At 62.9% G+C, this 16,811-nt stretch carries 14 protein-coding genes and 1 pseudogene; 12 read left to right on the top strand and 3 right to left on the bottom strand.

What is annotated here, in order from left to right; genetic code table 11:
* Positions 1 to 177 precede the first annotated feature (177 nt).
* Genes QMX78_RS03250 through QMX78_RS03215 form a run of 8 tightly spaced genes read left to right on the top strand, consistent with a single transcriptional unit; the run spans position 178 to position 10,563 of the window.
* Positions 178 to 2,898: a tape measure protein gene (locus QMX78_RS03250; RefSeq protein ID WP_282266492.1), complete on the top strand. Its 2,721-nt coding sequence runs from the start codon at positions 178 to 180 to the stop codon at positions 2,896 to 2,898.
* A complete protein-coding gene (locus QMX78_RS03245; protein ID WP_282266490.1) occupies positions 2,891 to 4,066 on the top strand; it encodes a hypothetical protein in 1,176 nt (391 codons plus the stop codon). The genes QMX78_RS03250 and QMX78_RS03245 overlap by 8 nt, the downstream gene beginning before the upstream one ends.
* Positions 4,056 to 4,904 carry a phage BR0599 family protein gene (locus QMX78_RS03240; RefSeq protein ID WP_282266488.1) on the top strand — a complete coding sequence of 283 codons (849 nt, stop codon included), beginning with the start codon at positions 4,056 to 4,058 and terminating at the stop codon, positions 4,902 to 4,904. The genes QMX78_RS03245 and QMX78_RS03240 overlap by 11 nt, the downstream gene beginning before the upstream one ends.
* Positions 4,901 to 5,467, top strand: a complete 567-nt coding sequence (locus QMX78_RS03235; protein ID WP_282266486.1) for a hypothetical protein — start codon at positions 4,901 to 4,903, stop codon at positions 5,465 to 5,467. The genes QMX78_RS03240 and QMX78_RS03235 overlap by 4 nt, the downstream gene beginning before the upstream one ends.
* Positions 5,457 to 5,714: a hypothetical protein gene (locus tag QMX78_RS03230; RefSeq protein WP_282266484.1), complete on the top strand. Its 258-nt coding sequence runs from the start codon at positions 5,457 to 5,459 to the stop codon at positions 5,712 to 5,714. The genes QMX78_RS03235 and QMX78_RS03230 overlap by 11 nt, the downstream gene beginning before the upstream one ends.
* Positions 5,711 to 8,401, top strand: a complete 2,691-nt coding sequence (locus QMX78_RS03225) for a hypothetical protein (RefSeq protein ID WP_282266482.1) — start codon at positions 5,711 to 5,713, stop codon at positions 8,399 to 8,401. The genes QMX78_RS03230 and QMX78_RS03225 overlap by 4 nt, the downstream gene beginning before the upstream one ends.
* Before the next feature lie 3 nt (positions 8,402 to 8,404).
* Entirely contained in the window at positions 8,405 to 8,887 is a 483-nt protein-coding gene (locus QMX78_RS03220; protein ID WP_282266480.1) for a hypothetical protein, read from the top strand.
* Entirely contained in the window at positions 8,884 to 10,563 is a 1,680-nt protein-coding gene (locus tag QMX78_RS03215) for a hypothetical protein (protein ID WP_282266478.1), read from the top strand. The genes QMX78_RS03220 and QMX78_RS03215 overlap by 4 nt, the downstream gene beginning before the upstream one ends.
* On the opposite strand, the gene QMX78_RS03210 is transcribed toward QMX78_RS03215, so the two are convergent.
* Positions 10,535 to 11,608, bottom strand: coding sequence for an acyltransferase (locus tag QMX78_RS03210; protein ID WP_282266477.1), 1,074 nt, complete (start codon positions 11,606 to 11,608; stop codon positions 10,535 to 10,537). The genes QMX78_RS03215 and QMX78_RS03210 overlap by 29 nt on opposite strands.
* A 96-nt stretch (positions 11,609 to 11,704) precedes the next feature.
* On the opposite strand from QMX78_RS03210, the gene QMX78_RS03205 reads away from it, so the two are divergent.
* The 3 genes and pseudogenes from QMX78_RS03205 to QMX78_RS03195 all read left to right on the top strand — a co-directional run bounded on the left by QMX78_RS03205 (position 11,705) and on the right by QMX78_RS03195 (position 14,425).
* Entirely contained in the window at positions 11,705 to 12,016 is a 312-nt protein-coding gene (locus QMX78_RS03205) for a hypothetical protein (protein ID WP_282266475.1), read from the top strand.
* 621 nt (positions 12,017 to 12,637) lie between these two features.
* A pseudogene (locus tag QMX78_RS03200) lies at positions 12,638 to 12,771 on the top strand (nucleotide sugar dehydrogenase); the annotation flags it as partial.
* 31 nt (positions 12,772 to 12,802) lie between these two features.
* Positions 12,803 to 14,425 (top strand): FMN-binding glutamate synthase family protein, encoded by a 1,623-nt coding sequence (locus QMX78_RS03195; RefSeq protein WP_282266473.1) that lies wholly within the window; start codon positions 12,803 to 12,805, stop codon positions 14,423 to 14,425.
* 163 nt (positions 14,426 to 14,588) lie between these two features.
* Here the strand turns inward: QMX78_RS03195 and QMX78_RS03190 are convergent, their stop codons facing one another.
* Complete coding sequence (locus tag QMX78_RS03190) at positions 14,589 to 15,818, bottom strand: TIGR03862 family flavoprotein (protein ID WP_282266471.1); 1,230 nt, start codon at positions 15,816 to 15,818, stop codon at positions 14,589 to 14,591.
* Positions 15,802 to 16,233: an FKBP-type peptidyl-prolyl cis-trans isomerase gene (locus QMX78_RS03185; protein WP_282266469.1), complete on the bottom strand. Its 432-nt coding sequence runs from the start codon at positions 16,231 to 16,233 to the stop codon at positions 15,802 to 15,804. The genes QMX78_RS03190 and QMX78_RS03185 overlap by 17 nt, the downstream gene beginning before the upstream one ends.
* A 61-nt stretch (positions 16,234 to 16,294) precedes the next feature.
* Here QMX78_RS03185 and QMX78_RS03180 point away from each other — a divergent pair, with 61 nt between their 5' ends.
* The gene (locus tag QMX78_RS03180; RefSeq protein WP_282266467.1) at positions 16,295 to 16,660 is read left to right on the top strand and encodes a DUF6164 family protein; all 366 of its coding nucleotides are present in this window, start codon (positions 16,295 to 16,297) and stop codon (positions 16,658 to 16,660) included.
* The last annotated feature ends 151 nt before the right edge of the window (positions 16,661 to 16,811 follow it).

Here is a 16,811-nt window from a genome sequence, read left to right as displayed (position 1 = left end):
CGAGCACGGGCACAGCTTCGGCGAGATCAAGCAGTACACGCTCGGCCAACTTCGGGCCTTCACCGAAGCGGCCGAGCGTAGCCGGCGAAGGAGGCTGGCCGATGACGCGGTAACCGCTCGTGCGGCGCAGTACGACAGCAAAGACTTCAAGGCGTACCTCAAAGGACTCACCGGCTGATGACCAACCCCAACCTCCGCGTTCGAATCTCTGCGGACCTTACCGACATCAAGCAGGGCATCGCGTTGCTGCGCGGTGACTTCCGCAGGTTGAAAGAAGATGCAGCCCGGTCTGGTCCGAACACGGCTGGATGGGTGAACGGGCTGAAGGCTGCGCGTGCGCAGCTGGTGGGCTTCGTTGCCACCTATGCCTCGCTGCGCACGCTCGGCGGCATGGCTAAGGTCTCCGACGAGGCGGCCGGTATCTCCGGCCGCCTTCGCCTGGCGACGAAGTCGCAGGAGGAGTTCAACGCCGCACAGGATGAAACCTTCGCCATCGCCCAGCGCACGCAGGCCAGCTGGAAGGAGACGGTTGGCCTCTACAACAAGGTCTCCCAGTCCGCGGACCAGGTGGGCCTGAGCCAGTTGAAGCAGCTGGAGCTCACCGAGGCCGTCTCGATGGCGCTGGCCATCTCCGGCACTACTGGCGAAGAAGCATCCGGCGTGATGCGCCAGTTCGGGCAGGCGCTCGGCAGCGTCCGTGTGCAGGCCGAGGAGTTCAACTCGATCAACGAGGGTGGCCAGCGCATCGTGCAGTCGCTGGCCAAGCAACTCGGCATCGCCAGCGGGCAGGTCAAGGCCTACGTCAACGACGGCAAGGTGAGCAGCCGCGACCTGGCGCAGGCGTTGCTGAAGGATCAGGCCGTTCTGCGGGCCGAGTATGAGCGGATGCCGAAGACCATTGGCGGCGCGTTCACGCAGATCCGCAACTCGATTGTGCGCTTCATGAACGACCAGAACGAGGCTACCGGCTCCGCACAGGCGTTCGTCGGCATCCTCGGCGACATCGCTCGCGACTTGCCGCAGTTTTTCGAACCCGTTTTGGTGCTCATGCAGCAGGTGGCCGCCAACTTGCGCGATACCGAAAGCGCCGCAGATGGCCTTGGCAAAAAGACCAGCTGGCTTGCCGGCCTGGGCGAGTTCCTCGCGAGCGTGTTCCGCGTTGTTGCCGCCGCCGGCATTGTGGTGAAGAACGTGGTGGAGATCATCACGGTCGCGCTTACCGCACTTGGGTCCGTGGGATTCAAGGTGGCCGAAGGGCTGGTGAAATACGTAGGCGGGGCGTTCCGGAACATCAGCAACAGCTGGCAGGCGCTGAAGGATGGTGGCCCGATCGCGGCGGTGAAGTCTTACGCCGATGGCGTGGGCGGGATCATGGACGATCTGACTGCGCAGCGCCGAAGCATGGTGGCTGGGTTCCAGGCCGCCAGCGACATGATCCGCAGCGACGCCAAGGACTTGGCCCGCGGCGTCACCGGTCTGTTCGCGCAGATCGATGCAACAACCGCCCGAGTGCGCGGCAAGGCGTCGGAAACCGGCGGTGACGGTTCGGGTGGCGGCGGTATCGGTGGCGCCGGCAAGGCCGTGGCGGCCTCCAACGCACTGATGCGCGATTCCGTTACCCGGGCCCTTGCCGAGCTTGACCGGCTCTATGCCGAGAACGAAATCGGCATGCGGGAATACTTCGCCACGCGGCTAGAGCTGCAGCAGCAGTCCATCGACCTTCAGATCGCCCAGGCGCAGGCGGAGCTTGCCGTCACGAGGGAAGCCGGCAAGCGGCAGAAGCTGGAAGAACAGATCATCATTCTGGAGCGCGATCGCGCCGACATTGCGGCCAAGGGTGCGCACGACCAGAAGAAGGCCGAGGACGAGCTGGCGAAGTCACTGGGCGATGTGAAGTTGCGGCTCATGGAGCTGGACGGCAACACCGGCGCCGTGGAGCGCGCGAAGCTCGAAGCCGAGTATCAGCAGTTGTTCAAGCGGCTGGACGCCGACAGTGACGCAGCTGGCCGCAAGATGGTGGAGAACCTGATCGACCGGCTGGTATCCAAGGCCAAGGCCGATGAGCTGCGGCAGGCTGGCGAGAACATCGCCAACGCGCTGCAGGGGAAGGAAGCATCTATCGGCGCGCAGGTGGCAGGCGGCATGTTGGGCTACAGCGAAGGCGAACGACAGATTGCCGCCGCACGTGCCAAGGCCCTTGCCGACTTGCAGGCATTGCGCGTTGCCGCCGGTGCTGCGTTGGCCGACATGAAGGAGGGCACGCCAGAGCACGCGGCAGTGCTCGCCGGTATCGGGGCTATCGACGTGCAAATCGGAAGCATCACTGCGTCCCAGCAAGTATTCAAACAGAAGATGGAGGATATCGCCAGCTCGTCTTTTGGTGACTTCCTGGCCGACCTTACGACTGGCGCGAAGTCCTTCAAAGAGGCATTTGCAGACATGGTAAAGAGCTTCGTGGCTGGCGTTGCGCGAATGATTGCGCAAGAGCTGGCATTGCGAGCCATCAAGGCTGCGATGAGCGCATGGGGTGGAGGTGGTGCCGCAGCAGGCGCTTCGGTTGCGCAGCAGCACACTGGTGGAATGGCAGGTCAAAGCGCAGTAAAGGTACGTGTCAACCCGATGTTATTCGGCCACGCGCCCAGGTATCACAGCGGTGGCATAGCGGGCCTCAAGCCTGACGAAGTGCCGGCCATCTTGCAGACAGGTGAGCGCGTTCTGTCTCGTCGCCAGAATGCAGCATATGAGGCAAATCTCACGGCGAAGGATGGCGGCGTGGTTACCACCCCCATCGTTGCCATAGGCGACGAGGCGGTTGCCAACGCTTTGGCGGGCTCCGCGGGTGAGAAGGTGGTGCTTACCCATGTGCGCAACAACTTGGAGGGCCTGCAGCGTGGCTGATGCGGTAGTGTGGCCATTCCCCGGTGCTGGCGACCTCAACTGGCAGGCCGAATGGCTGACAGACGTGATGCAGCCGCCAACTGGTGGCGGTCAGTACCGCGCATTGCGTGCAGCGCCGCGTGTGGTGGTGACCATGGACGGTCTGGTCAGTGGTGCCGATCGCCAATGGCTGGAACAAGCGCTTGCGGAGCGGGGCTGGGGCCAGTGGTGGCTGCCGTTGTCCGGCGCCGGCGCTGTGCTGGCCGCTGATGTCTTGCCGCTGTCAGACGGCCTGCCATTGGGTGATGGGCTGGGGCTTTTCGGCCCCGGTCGTGCGCTGTTGGTTGATGAGAACAACCCGCGTAACCATGAAGTGGTGGACGTGGATGCATTGGTCGATGGCAGCCTTCATCTGTCAGCCCCGCTGGGTCGTGCCCATCGCGCCGGAACCCGTGTGCTGCCCTTGGTGCGTGCCCGCCTGTTGCGCCTGCCTGATCTGTCGCGCTTCACCGGCAACGACCTGCCATGGCGCGCCGAGTTTTCCCTCCTCGATGACCTGCCCATTGTCGCGGATGCCGGGGATGAGCATTACCGTAGTCACCCGTTGCTATCACTGACGGTGGATTGGTCGGTCGATCCCACCTGGCAATCCTCGCGCATGGCAGTGATCAGCGACGAAGGCGTGGCCCGACCATTCATTTACGACACCCTTGGCCGTGCGCTGTCAGTCCACGGTCGGCAGATCACAGCTGTGGGCCTGTCGCAGGTGCGCCAGTTGCTGTCCCTACTGTGGGCGCTAGCGGGCCGTGCCACTCCGATCTGGGTTGCTAGTCTTGGCCAAGACATGAGCCTGGCCGCCAATGCTGCCAGTAACGCCAGCAGCATCGATGTGGCGTGGTGTGGGCTGCCGACCGGTTCCCTGCCGGCTGGGCGCCGCGATGTGTGCATCACTCTGGCCGATGGCAGCCAGCTATTGCGCCGGGTGACCGCGGTCAGCCAACTGGGCAACGGCAACCACCGGCTGGCCCTGAACGCGACGCTGGGCAAGGCGCTCGCTCCGGCCGCCGTGCGCCAGCTCGCCTGGCTGTCGCCCTGCACCCTCGGTGCCGATGTGGTGCGCATCAACTGGTGGAGATACGACGTGGCCAGCGTGCAGCTGGTCTTCAATGAGGTGGCCGATGAGCTTTGACCTGCGCGAGGTATCTCGCTGGTTCGGCCGACCTGTGCACCTGTTCCGTTTCGCATGCGGGCCGCTGGTTTGGCACTTCGCTCATGCCGACAGGGATGTGCCGCTGGGTGATGTCACTTGGAAGGCGGCAAACATCAGCCGCAGCGCGCTGCGTGATTCGGTGGAATACGCAAAGAACAACGTCACCCTGACGATGGATTGCCTGCTGGATCCATCGGCTATTGACACTCCGCCGACTCAGTCGCTGGGACGCCTGTGGCGCCCGTATCCACCCTCGGCGCCGGTGTTTGTCACCTGCCTGGCGATGCACCGTGGCGATGATGCACCGGCGGTGGAGTGGCACGGCCGCGTGATTGCGCCAAAGTACACCGATGCTCAACTGGAGCTGGTGTGCGAGCCGTCGCACCGCAGCGAGCGCCGCACCGGTCTGCAGCTGCGCTGGCAGCGCGCCTGCCCACTGGCCCAGTACGGGCAGGGTGTCGGCATGTGCAACCTGGACCCGGCAGCCTGGGGTGTGGCCGCAGTTCTGGAGCAGGTTCAGGGCCTGAAGCTCGTCGCGGCCGGTTTTGCCGAAAGTGCCGAGACCCTGGCCGGTGGCTATGTGGAATGGACGCGCGAAGACGGGCTGCTAGAGCGCCGCTCGATCATGTCCCACGATGGATCGACCATCACTATTCAGTACGGCGGCCACGGGCTGGAACCGGAACTGGAAATGACCGCCTATCCCGGCTGCGCCCACACCTTCGCTGCCTGCAAGAGCTTCGGCAACAGTGACAATTTCGGCGGCAGCCCTGACCTGCCCGCCAAGAATCCCATGGGAGGCAATCCGGTATGGTGAGCCGGTCGCGACTGCGCCACACCGGCTGGCTGCTGCGTTACTGGGTGCTGGACAAGCATCGCGATCGCCTGCGTCCTGCGGCCATGTGGCTTGCTATGGGGGTGGCCTTCATTGCTGGTCTGGATGCGGCCGGCGTCTGGACCAGTGCCAGAGCGCAGGGTCAGCAAGAGGCCTGGGTGCAGGTGGTCTGGCAGATCGCCATCATGGTGGTGTCGGCGCTCATCAGCTATTCGATGCGCCCGAAGATCGAGAAGCCCAAGCCGCTGGACGCCAATGTCCCGGTGGTGGAAGACGGCAAGGCCATCATCACCGTGTTCGGCACAGTCTGGGTGGATGACAGCGTCATCCTTGCCTGGAAGAACCTTGGTACCGAAGAGATCAAGTCCAAGACCGGCAAGAAGTGGTCGCCTGGCCTGCTGCCCGGCACCACCAACCCTATCGAATCATGGCTGGACAACAAGTGGAACGTCAGCGGTCTGGCCAATGTGACCGATCCGCTGGGCGGTGGCACCTCCGGTGGTGATGACGACGAAGACGACGAGGGAGGCGTGGGTGAACTCTGAGCATTACCGTGGGCTGGTTGTGACCCGTGAGCACATGCGCACCGTGCCCGGCTTCAAGGCAAGGGCGGGCTACTGCGCCAGCGGTGGGCGTGCATGGTTCGCCCGCCATGGGCTGTGCTGGTCGCAGTTCCTGCACGAGGGAGTCGCCGCCGAAGTCATGCACGCCACCGGTGACCCGCTGGCGGTGGCGCTAGTTGAGCATGCCGCAGCCGTGCAGGGTTGGCAGGGTGGGGAGGTAAGTCAGTGAGCGGTGGAAAGAACAAACCCCAGACCATCGGCTACTGGTACCGGCCGCTGATCCACTTCGGGCTGTGCCGTGGCCCGATCGATGCCTTGTTGGAAATCCGTGGTGGTGACCGCACCGCATGGAATGGGGTGGTCACTGAAAGCACCCGCCTCTATGTGGATGCCATGAACCTGTGGGGTGGGGAAAAGAGCGAGGGTGGCATTGCCGGCTATTTAGACGTGATGTTCGGTGAGCCGGAGCAGCAGCCCAACGACTATCTGACCAAGCACCTAGGGTCGCGGCGCGGAGCTTGCCGGGGCAAGGCCTCCATCGTGTTCCGTGGTGGTCGCTGGGGCGCCATGAACCCCTACCCCAAGGCCGCATCGTTCAAGCTCCGCCGCATCACTCAGGGCTGGGATGAGGGGTGTTGGTATCCGGGAACAGCACAGATCGCTCTCTTGGAAGGCCTGCCAGAGTTCTCCCTGCAGTGGCGCAAAACAGCCGCCGCGCCTTATTTGTTTTCCGCGCCGGGTGATGTTGCAGGGTGGTCGCCACAGCCGGCGGACTACGACGATGTGATCGACACAAGCTCGTCAATTTCCTGGTCTGGAGGCGTGAGGGGAGCTGTTGGTATCGCGTGGTTGCATATCACCTTCCCCAAGGGGGTTACGCGCTCATTCGCGTTGGATATCAAGACCAACTACGACGATTCTGGGTGTGTGGTGGGTGTTCACGGCGTCAGCCTCGGACCATCCGCGCCGCCGGCCGCCGTGAGTGGTTACCCCATGGCGGAAGGGGTGAATATCGTCATTCCGGCAGTGCGGGTCGGCTTTGAATGCTGGGTGGCGTTTGCCTGCGTGGATGGGAAAAACATCTTCACTGGTGAGGACTACGGTTCGCCTACTAACCATCGCATGTTGCATAGCTCGACGGCGGTGATTGCCAGCGAGTATGCGATGAACCCCGCCCACATCCTCTACCAGTCGATTACCGACAGTCGTATGGGAGGTGAGTCTCCGGCCTTGGTGAATGAGGCGAGCTTCCGTGCGGCCGCTGACCGGCTTTTTGCTGAGGGTTTCGGACTGTGCACGGCCTATGACCCGGACCAGGAAACCTTGGTCGACTTCCGCCAGCGCATCTGCAATGTGGCTGGCTTGTCGTGTTCGCGCAGCCGCGCAGACGGGCGCTGGCATCTGGACCTTATCCGGGGTGCCGGTGATGCAGATGATCTGCCGGTGCTGGTGGATGACGACATTCTCGACTTTCAGGAAGAAGTGACCGCCCTGGACGATGCAGTCAACCAGGTGGTGGTGGAGTGGTTCGACTCGGTTGCCAAGGAAAAACGCACCACGGCTCCGGTGCAGGCGCTGGGGGCTATTCAGACCGCGGGAGGGGTGATCAGCCAGACCAAAACCTTTCTAGAGATTCCGGTTGAGTCACTCGCCCTGCGTGTGGCCGACCGTGAGCTGCGCAACCTGGCGACACCCGGCCGCCGCATCAATCTGACCTGTGTCCGCACGCCATGGGCATGGCGGGCCGGCACCTACTTCCGGCTGCAGGCCCCGCGCCGAGGCATCGCCGACATGGTCTGCATGGTGGGTGAAATTGATGCGGGGACCTTGCGCTCTGGTGCCGTGCGTATCGTGGCGCTGCAGGACGTGTTCGGCATGGCAGATTCGGTCTATGTGCAGAGTGACGAGCCGGCCATCGAGCTCAACGAGCTGAGGCCCTCGCTGCACCAGCGCCTGTTCGAAATTCCTTATCACGAACTCGCTCAGGCCATGACTCCTGCCGAGCTGGCTGCCCTGCCCGAGGATGTGGGCTACATGGCGGCCGTGGCGGTACGTGCCAACGGCGGTGACCGTTATGCCCTCTACACGGCAGGGCCCGGTGAGGCGCTGAGCGGGGGCTACGCCGGCAGCTGGTGCCCGGCCGCTGCCGTCAGTGGCGGCGATGACGCGCGCGCTAGGGTGTTTACCGTGGCCGCGCAGGATGGCCTGGATCGTGTGGTGATCGGCAGTGCGGGCCTTTGGGGTGATGAGATCGTGCGGTTAGATGCCATGGACCCGGTGGCGGGCACGATGACATTGGGGCGTGGCTGCGGTGATACCGCGCCTCGCGAGCACCCGGAAGGCGAGCTGATCTTTTTCTATGACGACTTCATGGCCGTGGACGGCCGCGAGTACGTGCACGGCGAGACCGTCACTGCCAAGGCGCTGACCCAGGGGCCGAATGGTGTGCTGTCTGCCGGAATGGCTCCCATGCTCAGCGCCACCATGGCCAGTCGACAAGTGCGTCCCTATGCTCCCGGTCGCCTTCGGATCAATGCCGCGCTGCCGCCTGCCGAGGTGATTGGCGCGTTCGACGTTAGCTGGGCCCACCGAGACCGCCTGCTGCAGGCCGACCAGCTCATCGATGCCGAAGCGGCCAGTATCGGCCCGGAACCGGGCACGACCTATACCGTGCGGGCTTTTGTGGACGACGTGCTGTCCGATGAGCAGGCGGGCATCACAGGAACCACGGCCAGTGTGCCGGTGCTCAGTGGCAACGGCGCCGGCCGGGTGGAAGTGTGGGCCGTCCGCGACGGGCTGGACAGCTGGCAAGCCGCTACCGCTCGCTTCGATTACCGCGCCATTGCCCTGCGTTCGTATGCCGACCAGGACGGCACCACCTACGCCGATCAGGCCGGCATCATTTATCAGGGATAAGCCATGACGACCAAGCGATTTGACGACAACCCAGCCTTGAAGGCCTACGCCGGCACCGAGGTAATTCCGCTACAGGCGTTGGATGGCGGAACCGATACAGCCGACAGCGCGGTCGCGGCAGGTGATGATGCCAAGATCAGCCTGCGTGATCTGGCGGGTCTGAAGATCAACACCGTGCCGGTTTCCAGCGGCACGGCCACCATCAACTGCGGCCACGGGCTGTCGCGCCGTCACCAACTGAGCCTGACCGGCACAGTTTCCCTGACGCTGGCTAATGCGGCCCCGTCCGGCTATGCGACCGAAGGCGAGCTGCGGATCGTGCAGGACGCCACCGGTAGTCGCACTGTGACCTTCCCCGCTGGCTGGAAACCGTTGGGTGGCAGTGACACCACCGTGGCCAGTGCTGCCAATGCCGTGACATGGTTGACGTTTGTCAGCTACGACGGCGGGGCCACTGTGAGCTATGCGATGCAGGAGAGTGCATGATGCTGCGGCGGGTGATGATGGCGGGGACTGCTGTCTATCCAGCCCCGGCGTGGCCGTCCGATCCCAGCCTTCCGTCCATCTCCGGATTGGTTGCTAGGTACACAGCGGACACGCTCGGACTCAGTGACGGGGCGGCGGTTGCGTCCTGGCCCGATCAGACCGCCAATGCCTACACATTGACCCAAACCACGGGTAGCAGGCAGCCCACGTATCGCGCCAGCTGGGCTAATGGGCTGCCGGCCGTTGAGTTCGATGGTACTGACGACGCCCTGCAGCGCGCCTTTGGCACGACGTACGCCCAGCCGAACACCATCGTCCTGCTGTGCTCGCTTCCAAGTGGCGGCGCATCGTACTCAGATGCCTACCCATGGGTGGATGGAGCGGCCAGCACCAATCGAAACTGGCTGGGTCACACCACGGTAATCGGTCGTGGCGGCGTTTGGGCTGGAACCTCCTTTGTAAGCGGTAATCTGACGCTAACAGAGGGCCTTCACGTATTCCGTGGACTCTACTCTGGCGCAAGCTCTGCATTCTCAGCAGATGGGTTCCTGCAGACTATTGGTGATGCCGGGACAGGAGCTTGTGGCGGAATAACCCTGGGTGCCCGCTACGACTTGGCCCGGAATACCAAGGTGCTTGTGAACGAAGTGCTGGTGTTCAACAAGGCGCTCAGTGATTCGGAGATGCTGGAGCTTGTCCGCTATTTGATGCTGAAGGTGGCGCGCGGCCCTGTTGTTGGGCGCGGCTCCTTCGGTACAGCCGAAAAGTGGGCCTACGGTTGCAAGAGTTCGGTGAACGGCCACATCTATGGCGCGCCGTACAGGAACACCCAGCTCCTAAAGATCAATACCACTACGGGCGCAGTTGCAGGTTTCGGAACATACGGGAGTGGTGCGGATAGCTGGATAGGGTCAATTGAAGCCCCAAATGGATACATCTATGGGGTTCCCGCGGGGCAGTCGAACATCCTCAAGATCGACCCGGCCACAGACACCGCAACGATGTTCAGCAGGGGGGATGCGGACGGGAAGAAGTACTACGGCGGCGCACTTGCGGATAACGGCAAGATCTATTTCTGTCCGTTTGACAGCACCAAGGTTCTGGTGCTCGACCCGGCAACCGATACCACCTATGGCATTCCCGGGGTCGTTTTCACCAATACCAACGTAAACGGCCAGTGGGGTTGGTTCGTGAAAGCTGCGAGCGGGAAGCTGTACGCCTGCCCGCGCTATGACAACCGTATCTTGGTTGTTGACCCCTCTGATGATTCGCTATCCTACATCAGCAGCGGGGTTCTGGCTGGAGACCGGAAATTCTGCGGCGGGGTCGTCGGGGCGAACGGCCACATCTACTTCGTGCCGAGAAGCGCCACCGCCTGCATGGCCCTCGACCCGGCCGCCGGTGTGGCGCGTACCTTCGGCACGCTTCCTGCGGGTATGGACAAGTGGACGTGGGCCATCGCGCGCGGGCCGTACGTCATCTTTGTCCCGCGCTATCAGTCGTCGGACTTCCTGGTCATTGATACGCGCAACGACAGCTTGACCTTCCTGCCATCGCTTCTGAACCTCACTGACAAGTTCGTTGGAGCAGTGGATGGGGGTGACGGGAACCTCTACATGATCCCGTACACATCTCCTCAAGTCGGGGTCATGAAATTGTCTGACCTTCCATCATAGCCTTGGCGATGGCCTCTGCCCGGACCGAGTCACGGGTCTTCCTGAGCGGGATATCCACAAGGCGGACCACCAGCCAGCTGGCCGCCATAGAGATTGGAATCGCCATCAGCGCGATGGTCCAGCTTCTAATCTCTGTAGGTTGGCCGAGCGTGAGCCACGCTACGTATCCGGCAGGGTAGTGGATCAGGAACACAGGGTAGGACAGGTCCCCGAGCCAGCGATCGACTTTGCCCAGCGTCCCGCCGGTACGGAGTCCATGGAAGGCAAGCACAACAACGGCGGCGATAATGATCACCCCGTAGTAGAAGGGATTGGATGTTGCCGACCTGTCGTATGTGCTGGCCGACCATGTGCAGAGGAAAAGTGCGATTGCAGCTATGAGCAGCACGGGCAGGTTCTTCTGTTGCGTCATCCATGGGGGACGCAATGCAGTCAGCTTTGAGCTGAAGCGGTAGGCGATAGATCCGGCGCTAAAGGCCAACATCGCTGCGCTGACTGGATAGTAGCGGGCTGCCGAGTCTGGAATATTGAAAACGGCATAGACGTGGTAGGCGGCGGATGCGAGCAGCGCCAGCACGCTGAGCTTCAGGGACCGCGCCGCGAATGCCCAAAGCAGGAAATAGCAGCAAATTTCAACCGCGATTGACCACGTGGAGGGGATCAGCCGGAATTTGAAGTTGTTCGGCTCGTCAGGAAAGAAGGTCCACGGCCAGATGAGAATATTGCCGATCACGTCGGTTACCCGGCCAGCCCATACCCAGCAAGGGTGGAACTCATCCATTCGCGGCAACGTCAGCCACATAGCGAGGGTTGCGATGGCAAAAACGTAATAGGACGGGTAGAGCCGGAGGACTCGGTTTGTTGCGAATGACCTAAAGTCAAATTTGTACGTCTCGACCAGGATCATCGTTATCAAGAACCCGCTGATCACGTAGAAGCACTCGACGGCAAACTGGCCGAGATTCCGTACCTCTCCAAGCATTCCGCCGCTCAGGTGGAACACAACAACGCACAGTGCAAGAAAAAACCGGAAGCTTCCGAGCATGTTCGCCTATCCAAGTTGGCTGGGCCGATTATGCCCAAAGTGGACTCTTCGGTGGTCAATCCCAGCCCCTGAGACGGCCCGGCGCGATGCTGGGCCATGCTCCCGAACCCCTACCGATGGCTCGACAACCCCGACACCTGCTACCTGTGCTTCAACTACGGGACCGTGGCGGTCCTGAAGCTGGAGGCGGGAAGGGTGGCTGGAACCCTCAACTGGCAGGGCCGGTCCTTCTGGTTCAAGGCCGGCTCCTACCGCCAGGGAAAGATGTGGGTGGAGCGATGGATCGCGGCACGGGGCAACGATCTGCCCAGCCGACCGGTGAAGCCACGCCGTCGATCGCGGGAGAAGGCGGTGCTGCAGGCGCTGATCAGCAAGCGGCCGGCGGCCGAGGTGAGGGTGCCAAGGTAATTTCCCTGTGCAGCTTTTGTGCAGTCGATGTGGGAAAATGACCCCGTTTAGTCGACTTGCGTCCCAATTGAATCAATCAGTTAGGGTAGCCTGTGTGACTTAAAATCCGCCGGCCGCAAGGCCATGCCGGTTCGATTCCGGCTCCGGGCACAATGACTTAGGCGACTTTTGTCGCCTTTTTCATTTCCGCAATATCGACGGGTGTTCCGCTATCTTCCCGTCTTGAAACAGCTTGCCGCTGCAATGCCTGTGCGTGGTGTTCGATCATCCTTGCCGACGATTCCTCGGACGGGTGTGCTAGTCCGATGCTCTGTCGAATTCTGGTCAATGGTGCCAAAGTCCCAAACGTACCGGTTTGCTGCCACAGGCCGGCTCGGGATTCAGGCGGTGGGCACTGGGTCGACGGCACATTGGCTCCTCGCGTGCCGTACGAAGACTGAAGCAAACCGCAGCGGGATGCTTGCGTGCGATTGCTGGGGGGAAGCTTCAGGAGGTGTCCTGGGCCGCGCAACCACTGTGGCGGGGCAGGTGCAGGTGTTGTCGTGCGAGGATGTGTTTGTTCTCCTGGGCGCCCCCCAATGTGCGCTACAGGGGGGCGAGCTTGTGCGGGTATCGCAACAAGGTGTCTACGATGCGGTGGTGCTGGCCTCCGTGCCTTCGATGAGGCCCGGATCCGTGCCCTCGGTGTGCCGGGCATGGTGGTCTACGACGTGAAATCGGCCTGGCCGAGGCAAGCAGTGGACGACCGGTTGTAGAATCCGGCATCCGTGTAGTTCGAGGACGGTAATGCATCGTTATCTGGTTTATGTGCTGGCACTGATCCTGCTGCCAGTATCACTGGCGCTGGCTACCCACTGGCCTGCTTGGTACTGGGGCGTTGGCCTGTTCGGCCTGATGGCGGCGCTGGGCACCTGGGATGTGTTGCAGCGGCGCAGCGTGCTGCGTCGCAACTACCCGGTGTTGGCGCATTTCCGCTACGGCTTCGAGTCCATCGGCCCGGAAATCCGCCAGTACTTCGTGCAGAGCGATCTGGAGGACGTGCCGTTCTCGCGCCAGCAACGCCAGCTGATCTACCAGCGTTCGCGCAATGAGATGGATGTGGTGCCATTCGGCACGCTGCGCAGTGCCTATGCCGTGGACTACGAATGGATCAACCATTCGCTGTCGCCGACCAGCATTGCGCACCACGATTTCCGGGTGCTGATCGGGCCTGATTGCGCCAAGCCTTACTTGGCCAGCGTGTTCAATATCTCGGCGATGAGCTTTGGTTCCTTGTCGGCCAATGCGATCCGCGCGCTGAACAAGGGCGCGAAAATGGGCGGCTTCTGCCACGACACCGGCGAAGGCTCGATCTCGCCGTATCACCGTGAAAACGGCGGTGATCTGGTCTGGGAAATCGGTTCGGGCTACTTCGGCTGCCGCGATGAAAACGGCCGCTTCAGCGAAGAGCGCTTTGTCGAGAATGCGAGCTCCGATCAGGTCAAGATGATCGAGATCAAGCTGTCGCAGGGCGCAAAGCCGGGACATGGCGGCGTATTGCCGGCGGCGAAGGTCAGTGCCGAAATCTCCGCGACCCGTGGTGTGCCGATGGGTGTGGATTGTGTATCGCCGTCCAAGCATTCGGCATTCTCCACGCCGATTGAGCTGCTGCAGTTCGTTGCGCGTCTGCGCGAGCTGTCCGGCGGCAAGCCGGTTGGTTTCAAGTTGGCCATCGGCCATCCGTGGGAATGGTTTGGTATCGCCAAGGCGATGCAGGAAACCGGAATGCTGCCGGACTACATCGTGGTCGATGGTGCCGAAGGCGGTACCGGGGCGGCACCTGCCGAGTTCATTGACCATGTCGGCGTGCCGATGAACGAAGCGCTGATCCTGGTGCACAACACCCTGGTCGGGCTTGGCCTGCGTGACCGCATCCGCCTGGGTGCGGCCGGCAAGGTGACCACGGCGTTCGATATCGCCCGTACCATCGCCTTGGGTGCGGACTGGTGCAATGCCGGGCGCGGTTACATGTTCGCGCTGGGTTGCATCCAGTCGCTGAGCTGCCACAACGACAAATGCCCGACCGGCATTGCCACCCAGGACCCGAGTCGCTGGCGTCATCTGGAGCCGGTCGACAAGGGCCAGCGCGTGTTCAATTACCACCAGAACACGATGCGCGCGCTGCGCGACCTGCTTGGTGCTGCTGGTCTGCGCGATCCGTCCGAGCTGGGCCCGGAACACATCCTGCGTCGCGTATCGCCGGTGGAGATCCGCTCACTTGCCAGCCTGTACCGCTATCTGGGGCCAGGCGAATTGTTGAACAAGGTGCCCGAGCACACCGTGTTCCGCGAGTATTGGGCCGAGGCGCGTAGTGATTCGTTCACGCCGCCGGCCCGGGTTGCGGCGTTGCGTACCAGCAAGATGCGCTGATCACCCCTGCTGGTGATTTTGTGGGAGCGGCGTGAGCCGCGAAGCCCGCGGCGATGAAGCCGCGGGTTTCTTTGCAATCGGATTGATATTTGGCTTCGCGGTTTGCGCCGCTCCTGCAAGCTGCGGCGTTATCGGTAAGGCCTCTGCCGACCATGGGTCGGCACTACAGCCAGCGGATCACACCTTCTGCGGCACGCTGGCCGCTGGCATAGCAGGCGGTCAGCAGGTAGCCGCCGGTTGGGGCTTCCCAGTCCAGCATTTCGCCCGCGCAGAACACGCCTGGTTGCGCGATGAGCATCAGCCCGTCATCCATCGCTTCGAGCTTCACGCCGCCAGCCGTGCTGATGGTTTCGGCCATCGGTCGCGGCCGTAGCAACCGCAAGGGCAGGCGCTTGAGCGTGCGTGCGACGGCTTCCAGATCGCTGCCGGCATCCTTGCCCAGGACTTCAAACAGCAGTCCGGCCTTGGCCGCATCCAGCCCGGCAGCGCGGCGCAGGTGTTCGCCGAAGCTGCGGCCCTTGCGGGCGCGGCCCAGATCGGCAAGCAGGCGTGTTTCGTCGCGGCCGGGTACCAGATCCAGTTCCAGCGTCACCGCACCATCGCGATTGAGGGCTTCGCGTAGATCAGCGGCCAACGCGTAGATCAGGCTACCTTCAATGCCGTACTGGCTGACCACGCACTCTCCCTGCAGCGATTGCGGCTGTCCCTGCAGATCGGTCCAATGCGCAACCACAGGCTTGATCGGTGCACCGGCATGGCGGTCGCGGAAGTGCGCCGTCCAGTCGATGTCGAAGCCGCAGTTGGCCGACTGCAGGGGCGCGGTATCGACGCCGCGTTCCTGCAGCACCGGCATCCAGCTGCCGTCAGAGCCCAACTCAGGCCAGCTGCCGCCGCCCAGCGCCAATACCGTGGCATCGGCGCGAACAGCGATATCGCCATCGGCGGTGGCCATGCGCAGGCTGCCGTCCGGGTTCCAGCCAAGCCAGCGATGCTGCACGTGGAAACGCACACCTTGTTCCTTCAGTCGGCGTACCCAGCCACGCAGCAACGGCGCGGCCTTGCGGTCAACCGGGAACACACGGCAGGAACTGCCGACATAGGTTTCCACGCCAAAACCCAGCGCCCAGCGGCGCAGGGCATCGGCATCAAAGCCGTCCAGCCAGGTGGCGATTTCGGCCTGACGTTCGCGGTAGCGGCTGTCGAACAGCGGGCGCGGGTCGGAATGGGTGAGGTTGAGTCCCCCCTTGCCGGCGATCAGGAACTTGCGCCCGGGCGAGCCCTTGGCCTCGTACAGGTTGACCGTGAGGCCAGCGGCACGCAGGTGCTCGGCGGCGAACAGGCCGGCCGGGCCGCCGCCAATGACGGCAACGGTCTTGTCAGCGAGGTTTGACATCGAGCAGTTCTACATCGAACACCAGCGAAGAGCCGGCCGGGATCGGCCCGATACTACGGTTGCCATAGCCGTATTCGGCAGGAATCATCAGGGTGCGTTTGCCACCGACCTTCATGCCGGCGACGCCCTCGTCCCAGCCACGGATGACCTGCTTGTCACCGAGGTTGAAGCTGAACGGCTCACCGCGATCCAGCGAGCTGTCGAACTTCTCGCCGTGCTTGTCGGGCTTGCGCTCGTCGTAGATCCAGCCGGTGTAGTGCACGCTTACCTTACTGCCGGCCACGGTTTCAGCACCGGTGCCGGGCTGGGTGTCGATCTGCTCGAACTTGGCAATGGTGCCACCCGGAGGCGGGCCCGGCGGGGTGCAGCCGACGGCCAGCAGGGACAGCAGCAGCGGGATGAACAGACGACGCATGGCGCGCTCCGTTGGAAAGGGGCGTGCAGGGTAGCGCATCGCTGCCGGGTATCATTGCGGCATGGCCAAATTGCTGCTCAATCTACGTAATGTCGGCGACGACGAAAGCGCCGAGGTCGGCGAACTGCTCGATCGCAACGGCATCGCCTGGTACCGAACTGAACCCAGTCCCTGGGGTATTTCCAATGGCGGCATCTGGCTGCGCGAGAACGATGATCTGCCGCGCGCGAAAAGCCTGATGGCGAGCTATCAGGCTGAACGCGGGCAGCGCGTGCGTGAAGAGCGCGCCGCCGCGCTGCGGAATGGCAGTGCGGAGACGTTCGGTTCGATGCTGCGCAACCGGCCATTGTTTGTGCTGGCGGTGCTGCTGGGCATGGTGGTTGTTTCAGCCTTGGTACTGCTGCCGTACTTCCTGCTGCGCGGGTGATCGCTCTCAGCTCCCTCCCTTGCTCCGCAGGAGGAGGGGAGGGTTGGGGAGGGGGGGGCTTTTGGGGCCCTCTGGCATTGCCAGTTTCGCGGGGTTCGCCGCTGCGACAAACCCCCGTGACGTGTGGGCGGGAGCGTGACCGGTAGTGCCC

Origin of the sequence: Stenotrophomonas sp. PS02298 (assembly GCF_029959445.1) — a bacterium.
Taxonomy (GTDB): domain Bacteria; phylum Pseudomonadota; class Gammaproteobacteria; order Xanthomonadales; family Xanthomonadaceae; genus Stenotrophomonas.
The sequence above is the reverse complement of the archived record's forward strand: the minus strand, read 5'-3'. Positions and strand labels throughout refer to the sequence as shown.

Excerpts from the sequence above, each read along its gene's own strand:
- QMX78_RS03240 (WP_282266488.1), top strand. The coding sequence starts at position 4,056 with ATGAGCTTTGACCTGCGCGAGGTATCTCGCTGGTTCGGCCGACCTGTG.
- QMX78_RS03215 (WP_282266478.1), top strand. The coding sequence starts at position 8,884 with ATGATGCTGCGGCGGGTGATGATGGCGGGGACTGCTGTCTATCCAGCC.
- QMX78_RS03180 (WP_282266467.1), top strand. The coding sequence starts at position 16,295 with ATGGCCAAATTGCTGCTCAATCTACGTAATGTCGGCGACGACGAAAGC.
- QMX78_RS03210 (WP_282266477.1), bottom strand. The coding sequence starts at position 11,608 with ATGCTCGGAAGCTTCCGGTTTTTTCTTGCACTGTGCGTTGTTGTGTTC.
- QMX78_RS03190 (WP_282266471.1), bottom strand. The coding sequence starts at position 15,818 with ATGTCAAACCTCGCTGACAAGACCGTTGCCGTCATTGGCGGCGGCCCG.
- QMX78_RS03185 (WP_282266469.1), bottom strand. The coding sequence starts at position 16,233 with ATGCGTCGTCTGTTCATCCCGCTGCTGCTGTCCCTGCTGGCCGTCGGC.
- QMX78_RS03220 (WP_282266480.1), top strand. The coding sequence starts at position 8,405 with ATGACGACCAAGCGATTTGACGACAACCCAGCCTTGAAGGCCTACGCC.
- QMX78_RS03250 (WP_282266492.1), top strand. The coding sequence starts at position 178 with ATGACCAACCCCAACCTCCGCGTTCGAATCTCTGCGGACCTTACCGAC.
- QMX78_RS03195 (WP_282266473.1), top strand. The coding sequence starts at position 12,803 with ATGCATCGTTATCTGGTTTATGTGCTGGCACTGATCCTGCTGCCAGTA.
- QMX78_RS03205 (WP_282266475.1), top strand. The coding sequence starts at position 11,705 with ATGCTCCCGAACCCCTACCGATGGCTCGACAACCCCGACACCTGCTAC.